At 58.6% G+C, this 6,892-nt stretch carries 7 protein-coding genes and 3 pseudogenes; 5 read left to right on the top strand and 5 right to left on the bottom strand.

Going from position 1 to position 6,892, the window contains the following annotated elements:
- Positions 1-93: 93 nt before the first annotated feature.
- Together bamC and ACRXB1_RS26600 are read left to right on the top strand one after the other, a co-directional pair.
- A pseudogene (bamC, locus tag ACRXB1_RS26605) lies at positions 94-432 on the top strand (outer membrane protein assembly factor BamC); the annotation flags it as partial.
- A gap of 552 nt (positions 433-984) precedes the next feature.
- On the top strand, positions 985-1,272 hold the full coding sequence (locus ACRXB1_RS26600) for a putative quinol monooxygenase (protein ID WP_061999648.1): 288 nt from the start codon (positions 985-987) through the stop codon (positions 1,270-1,272).
- 57 nt (positions 1,273-1,329) lie between these two features.
- Here the strand turns inward: ACRXB1_RS26600 and ACRXB1_RS26595 are convergent, their stop codons facing one another.
- The 3 genes from ACRXB1_RS26595 to ACRXB1_RS26585 all read right to left on the bottom strand — a co-directional run bounded on the left by ACRXB1_RS26595 (position 1,330) and on the right by ACRXB1_RS26585 (position 2,864).
- Positions 1,330-1,593, bottom strand: coding sequence for a hypothetical protein (locus tag ACRXB1_RS26595; protein ID WP_061999647.1), 264 nt, complete (start codon positions 1,591-1,593; stop codon positions 1,330-1,332).
- Positions 1,594-1,812: 219 nt separating this feature from the next.
- Positions 1,813-2,067, bottom strand: coding sequence for a hypothetical protein (locus ACRXB1_RS26590; protein WP_062000895.1), 255 nt, complete (start codon positions 2,065-2,067; stop codon positions 1,813-1,815).
- A gap of 275 nt (positions 2,068-2,342) precedes the next feature.
- Complete coding sequence (locus ACRXB1_RS26585) at positions 2,343-2,864, bottom strand: YdcF family protein (RefSeq protein ID WP_449493731.1); 522 nt, start codon at positions 2,862-2,864, stop codon at positions 2,343-2,345.
- 510 nt (positions 2,865-3,374) lie between these two features.
- Here ACRXB1_RS26585 and ACRXB1_RS26580 point away from each other — a divergent pair.
- Positions 3,375-3,689, top strand: coding sequence for a hypothetical protein (locus ACRXB1_RS26580; RefSeq protein WP_449493730.1), 315 nt, complete (start codon positions 3,375-3,377; stop codon positions 3,687-3,689).
- Positions 3,690-3,972: 283 nt separating this feature from the next.
- Here ACRXB1_RS26580 and ACRXB1_RS26575 read toward each other — a convergent pair whose 3' ends face one another.
- Together ACRXB1_RS26575 and ACRXB1_RS26570 are read right to left on the bottom strand one after the other, a co-directional pair.
- The gene (locus ACRXB1_RS26575; protein ID WP_069638357.1) at positions 3,973-4,233 is read right to left on the bottom strand and encodes a hypothetical protein; all 261 of its coding nucleotides are present in this window, start codon (positions 4,231-4,233) and stop codon (positions 3,973-3,975) included.
- 416 nt (positions 4,234-4,649) lie between these two features.
- Positions 4,650-5,045, bottom strand: a pseudogene (locus tag ACRXB1_RS26570) (transposase); the annotation flags it as partial.
- A gap of 422 nt (positions 5,046-5,467) precedes the next feature.
- Between ACRXB1_RS26570 and ACRXB1_RS26565 the strand changes: the two are divergent.
- Positions 5,468-6,370, top strand: a complete 903-nt coding sequence (locus ACRXB1_RS26565) for a LysR substrate-binding domain-containing protein (RefSeq protein WP_449493732.1) — start codon at positions 5,468-5,470, stop codon at positions 6,368-6,370.
- A gap of 201 nt (positions 6,371-6,571) precedes the next feature.
- Positions 6,572-6,892, top strand: a pseudogene (locus ACRXB1_RS26560) (pyridoxal phosphate-dependent aminotransferase); the annotation flags it as partial.

The following is a 6,892-nucleotide window of genomic DNA, read 5'->3' as shown; positions in this document are numbered from 1 at the left end:
AGCCGTGGCAAGTGACAAGATTATCGAAATGAACGAGCGGCTGGGGTTTTTTTCACACGAACTGCGAAATTTTCTTGGTATCCCGAAGCCACTTCGGATGAGATCACGTTGCCGGAGGCGTACGACCGCGCGTGGCTGCGCGTCGGTCTTGCGCTCGACCGGACCAACTTCACGGTCGATGACCGTGATCGTGGCCGCGGAATTTATTTTGTCCGTTATGTCGATCCGAAGGACATGACTGCGGCGGAGCAGGGCTTCTGGAACCAGGTGTTCCACGGCAAGAAAGAAAAGCTTCCGAAAAATTACGAAGTCAACGTCCGTGCGCTCACGGAAACGCAAACCCGGGTGTCGATCATCGACAGCAAGGGGAATGTGGACTCGTCGCCGCAAGCACGACAGATCATGGCCTTGCTCGACGATCAATTGCGCTGAGCCCGGAGTAAAGATCTTCGGACCGTCTCGAACGAACCCGCCTGAGCCTAGGCGGGTTTTTTTATGCCTGCGAAACGCCAATGGCGATTTAGAGCAAAACCTCGTATTGGAATGCGCGGTAGCACGCGTGGAAATCATTTGTGGGCGCTTAAGCTTCGTCGAAGATATCGAGCGAGCCGCATGTAATCGATGTCACGTTACGGATGAGCGTTACACGAATCGGAGCAAAGCGCTTTCTGCGGTTTTATGTGCGGGAAAGCTTATAGGAATCAACCGCATAGGGGTTACATTGCATCCATGGCATGTAATCTGCGTGACGCCTGCGATGTAGTGCGCCACGCTCCACATTGTCCGTGCCGACCTGTTTTATCTTTCACGAATTGCGATCCGCTGGCCAAGCGGATCTCGATGGCCCCGTCGCCTATCCTCGTAGGGCGACGGCTTTTGCCCGCGCTCCCAAATGGGAACGCGGGCTTTTTTCTTGCGGCGCTTGATTTCTGCGAAAGTGCTGCGCGAACGTTATGCTTGCCCCTTTAATCTGGGAGTCTGAACATGACGGAAATCGCGGTGGTCGCAACGTTCGTAGCCAAGCCTGGCAACGAGGAGAAGTTGAAGGAACTGCTGCAGGGCATCGTGGCGCCGACGCTCGCCGAACCGGGCGCGATTCAATACGACCTGCATCGCGACATCAAGGAGCCACGCCGATTTGTGTTTTTCGAGCGATGGAAAAGCGAAGCATCGCTCGCCGAGCACAATCAGACGCCTCACATCAAGGCGCTCAGCAAGGCTTTGCCCGACTTGATCGAACGCGGCGAAATCAACGTGGTCGCAAAGCTCTGAGCGTTCACCGGTGCCTTCGGGCGGCAAGAAGCCCCAGGCGCCGTGCCAAGCCGCTCGTCAGTGCGTTTCCTGGGGGACGTCGAGAATCAGGATGATGGTCCAGTCGGCGTCGCCGTCATGGTGATACTGGCGCTCGGCAACGATAAACGGCTGCTGCTTGCCGTCCGGGCCCAGGAACAGCACGTCGCCTTCCATAGGCAGGCATTCCACGGGCGGCAGGGCGAGGTAGGCGTCCTTGTCCTTCGCATTGCGCGGCATCAGCTTTTCAATCTTGCGCGATGCCGCTTCGGTCCATTCAATATCCAGCTGGATGTTGCTCATACGATCCTCCGCACACGGGTGCGATTCAATTTATCGACGCGGAATGTAGCATACCGCCGGATTGGAGGCCGCATCACGTATCGGCGGCTTGAACCAGGCACCTTTCCCTGCGGAAGAACCCTGGCCAAAAAAGAGCCGGATAAACGCCTCGTGCATTTATCCGGCTCCGTGTCTGACGGCTAACGTTTGCGCGCCGCCTCTACGTTTTGCCCCGAGGGCTTATTGGCTCGCGCCGGCAGCGTGCGCCGCCTTTTTCGAATGCTTGGAGCCTGATTTCTTGTGGTGCTCGCCGGTCTTGTGGGCCGGCATTTCCTGCATGTTCGCCTGATTCGATTGCAGGGCTTGTGCGCGCTGCTCGATATCAGAAATTTTGCCTGGATCGGTGCTCATGGAGACGCCTTGGTCCGACTGGGCGAAAGCCGCACCGGTGATTGCACTAAGGGAAACCAGAACTGCCAGAGAAATTTTCTTCATTGTTACCTCCATAGATTCGTTGAACCCGGGTTGGCCTGTCACGTTATCCGTGACATTGAACGCTCGTCAGCAAGTGCTGCTCCAGCGCGGCTGTTACATATCGTTACGGTTCGTGTGCCTAGCTGCTGCAATCATGCTCTTCGTTTCAACTGCACGCCTTCCCGGACAGTCGGTTGACCGCGCCGGCGATAATACCGGCGAAGCTCAATGCTTTCTAGTACTGAATTTCGAGATATGCAACGACCGTTTCGATGGGCGCTTAATGCATTCGTGTCTCAATAAAGACCAACAAGTCGATACACGTAAAAGCGCGCAAGACCGACCATTTCATGGAGCGCAGTTTCTGAGTCGACAAACCCACGCCGCCGCGGGAAAAGCGAGACATGCGGGAGTCTCACGTTGCTGACAAACGGTTGCGCCTTCATGCCGAAGGCGCGGAACGCGGCCAACGAGCGCCGCATGTGATACGCCGATGTGATCAGCACGAACGACCCGTCGCGCTCGGGTCCAAGCAGCCTTGCGACGTTACGCGCGTTCTCATAGGTGTTGACGCTTTCGTTCTCGAGCAGCACGTCGCTGGCGTCGACACCTCGCGCGAACAGGAAGGGCGCATAGTTATCGGCTTCAGCTTGTTCGTGGTGCTCAGGATTGCCTCCGCTCACGATCACGCGGCAGACGCCGCCGGCGCGTCGGCATTCCCGGTACAAATCAGCAGCCGCAACTACGCGCGTGAATGCATCGCGCCGGGGAGCGAGCTGGTTGTTGTCGTCATAAGTTGTGCCTCCGCCCAACAACACAAAAGTTGTTCGCGATGCGAAACGCACGTTTTGCGAGGCTGACGGCGATTCGAAACCGGTTTGGGCGAGATGCAGCAGGGGCTTTCCTAACCAGCCGGCGCCAAGTGCCCAGAAGACCAACGCGCATACCGCAGCAACGAGAAGCCTGTGATGACGCCAAACGGCAAACAGTGCAAAGAAAAGCAGCAATAAAGTTATAAGAACCAATTTGGTTTGAGGTAACGTATAGGTTTTCGAGATAATCCGCTTCGTGGTCATCGCATTCAGGAGAATGCATCGCCGGAACTGCGGGACGTGTCATGTAATGCGCGTTTAACGGGAGCTCGGAATTATAAGCAGCGGTAAGAATCAAGCAGCACCTAGCGCAAGCGGCGGCTGCGAGTTCCTGTCAGGTGCCGCACTGTCGGCATTTTGACTGGTTTCGGGGCGTGCCGCGTTTAGTCGGCGCCGCTGGCAGGCGACTTTACTGCCAAGTGGCGCCGTCACGGCTGCACTGGAAGACATAACGAGATGACCACGTATTCAAACGAAGCCGTACTCGAAGCGCTCCGGCGAGCTCAGTATCGTCAAGTTCCGTGGGCAAGGCGCCCAAACGTTTTCAGCCATCTGCGCGACTTGGGCCTTCTGGAACTCGTCAGGCAGCGCACCGTTGCCCCGGCCCCGGGGTTTCATGCTCCGGTCGATATAGCGGTTGTCACCGAGCGCGGCAAACTCGAATTTTCCCGCCTTTCGCGCGACGAGCGCTCCATGGATTGGGAATTGCACCGCACGGCACCGTATGCACTGGCGATCGTGCAGGAGCCTTTTGCCGAAGCGCGCGCCTAGATCCGATCAGTTTTCCTTACCTGTTGATTCTGAATCTGTTTGCCGGAGAATCGATCGCGACGTACCAAGCCACGCAAACGGTTGCGGTGCTTGGTTTGGCCGTATTGCCGCCCTTCAGGGGCCAATATCGTTCTCCGCCCAAAAAAAGCCCGTACCACGAGGATACGGGCTTACCGGATTTACTTCTGCCACGCTGTGCTCATGGCATCAAGTCCGACTTGTCATTTAGAGAACGGTTCCCTGAGTGTTCATTGCGTCAAAACCGCGTCCCCTCATGCCGCGATCAATGTCGGCGTGGACGTGCTCCGCGCTCCGGTTCCGGACGTGTATGTACGTTGCTCGCGATATCACCGCGCAAATCGCCACGAGGCGCCGGTTCTGCCGGCTGATTGCTGCGCACAGGCTCCTTTTTCCACGCCTGCATGTCTGCCTCGGTATCAGCGCGCAACGCGAAATTGCCCGATTGTGATTCAGCCTGCACCGGAATGGTCACGCCAAGCGATGAAATCACAATGCCGCATGCTACGAATGACATTGGTTTCATGATGAGCTCCCTTCAGACCTTCGCGGTCTGTTAGCTAGCCTCATAACTTATGCCAGTGCACGAAAGGGCGCTGTAAATAATGGTAAAGAGTTGTTTCGCGGCGAGCGACCGCATGCGCACTGATTGCGCCGATCGTGCCCTGAGAACGTGCGCCATACGCCCGGCCGTAAAGGTGCAGGCCGGGCGCTTCCTGGCAGATTGGGTGGCATGGAACGGTCTGCGAGGGAGCAGACCGATGATCCGCATCCAACGGAGAAAGGTCATCGGATGGGACCGTGCTTCAAGCGCAGAAAAAATCTGCGCGCGGGTGCTTCGCGATTCTGCCGGGCCGACCACGGTTGATTTACCTCGACCGTGATGCTTCGACATGCACTTTGCTGATATGAATCAAGCCGGTAGAGACAGGCCCGAAATCAAGCCATCTTGACCGGAGCGCGCCACGATTCCGGATTCGTCCAGAACGCGCCACGCAGGCGGTCGCGGCTGGGCGGTGCAGGCGGTTTTGCAGCCGTCGAGCCGATCCGGCCGCGCAACGACACTTCACGGCCATTGTTTCCAAGACGTTTCACGATCTCGGCCAGCGTACCGTCAGCTTGCCATTCGTCGAAACGACGGCGGCAGGTCGGCGGCGACGGGTAGCGTCCCGGCAGTTTCGACCAGCCTTCGCCTGTCGACAACACCCACAAGACGGCGTTGACAACAGCGCGTGCTTCCACGCGCGGACGACCGCGACGTTCGCTGCGTGCAGGTTCTGCACAGAACAAGGCCTCGACCAGCGCCCACTCGTTATCTCTTAAATCGTCGAACATCATGTTTCACCTCAGCGAAGCTAACCCCGGTGCGCTGCCCCGCGCCGCGCACTCTGGTCGGAATTCGAAGATCGAACCCAGGTAAGGTCGGAGCAGACATTGCGACGGACGATTTGCGTTTAAAACTGCAATGGCGCCGACCTCTGCGCAAGTAAATGCGAGAACCGTGCCATGCCAATACTGATCGGCCGGAAAGCCTCGTGGCAGTAGGCTGGCGTACTGCCAGCATGGGCCGTATGAGACGCTATAAGTGCAGTTAATGAAATCGGGACAATCACCAATCATGTGCAGCAAGCCCATCCCGCGTGCGCGAATGCCTTTCTGCTGCACCGCAGCGCAACGGTCCCCCAGAGCGATTTCGGGGCCAGTGATCTACAATCTGCATTTATAGGATAGATTGATGAGGATATATTATGAATCGCGCGCTGAACGTGACTTTGCGGCAGCTGCGGGTGTTTATCGAAGTGGCGAAGCTGCAAAGTTTCAGCCGCGCGGGCGACGAAATCGGACTGACCCAGTCGGCAGTAAGCCGCTGTGTACGCGAACTGGAGGCAGAAATTGGTCTGAAGCTCGTTGACAGAACGACGCGCGAAGTCCAGCTCACGGACGTCGGGACGAATATGGTGGGCAGTGTGTCGCGGCTGTTGCTGGACCTGGACGAAGCCTTGCGCGAAATCCGCGATCTTGGTCAGCAAAAGCGTGGCCGCGTGATCGTGGCGGCGAGTCCGACCGTTGCATGCCGCCTTATGCCCTTTGTGCTAGCCGCCTGCCTCAAGGAATTCCCGCTGATCTCGCTGGGCTTGCGTGACGATCTCCAGGCCGACGTCATCCGGAAAGTGAAGTCCGGCGAAGTGGATTTTGGTGTCGCCATCGGGCCCTTTGCTCACGACGACTTGCATGCGGAGGTCGTGACCACCGACTCCTTCTGCGCAGTCCTGAGGCGCGACCATGCGCTCGCGGGCGCCCGGCAGGTTCGATGGGAGGAACTCTCGGGCGAGCGGCTGGTGATGCTCGACCACGCGTCGGGAAGCCGTCCGATCATCGATGCCGTCATGCGTGAGCACTCCGTGGTCGCCGACGTGGTGCAGGAACTCGGCCACTCGGCCACGGTTTTCGGTCTGGTGGAGGCGGGCGTAGGCATTAGCGTATTACCGTGGCTCGCCTTGCCGTTGCCGGCGAATTCGTCGCTGGTGGCGTTGCCGTTGATGCCGCGCATCGAGCGGACGGTGGAACTGGTGCGCCGGCGCGATCGCTCGCTCTCGCCCGCGGCCGAGTCGGTGTGGACGCTGGTTGCACGCTTGCCCAAGCGTGTGGAGGAAGTGGAGTAACCGAGGTGAGCAGGATGAAACCCTCGAAAAACTGGCCTGATGGCTAACGTGCGAGCCGTATCGCGCGTTTCGGGAGCCGTCGCGTTAGACTTTTGGTTTCGATCTGCGGGGAAGGTAATGAGCGAATCAGAAGGGGCGGTCATCTCGGAGCTTGGCGCGCTGTCCAGTCAAGCCGGTACCAACGGCGCGTCAGGCGTGCTTATGCCCAATGCGCGCGACGCGGTGCGCGCACTGCGTCCGTCCCAGATTCGCGAGGTGGCGAACGCGGGCTTTGGTGTCCCGGACGTCCTGCCTTTCTGGTTTGGCGAGTCCAATCAGGTGACGCCCCAGTTCATCCGCGATGCCGCCAGTCAGGCGCTCGCCGACGGCGCAACCTTCTATACGCACAACCTGGGTATCGCGCCGTTGCGCGAAGCGCTTGCCGGTTACGTCGGTAGATTGCATGGTGCGACCCGGTCGGCGGAGGTTGCCGTGACGAGCGCGGGCGTCAATGCCCTGATGCTCGCGGCGCAACTCGTGGTA

This window comes from Caballeronia sp. M23-90 (assembly GCF_053574605.1).
This window is presented reverse-complemented; position numbering and strand designations above follow the sequence as displayed.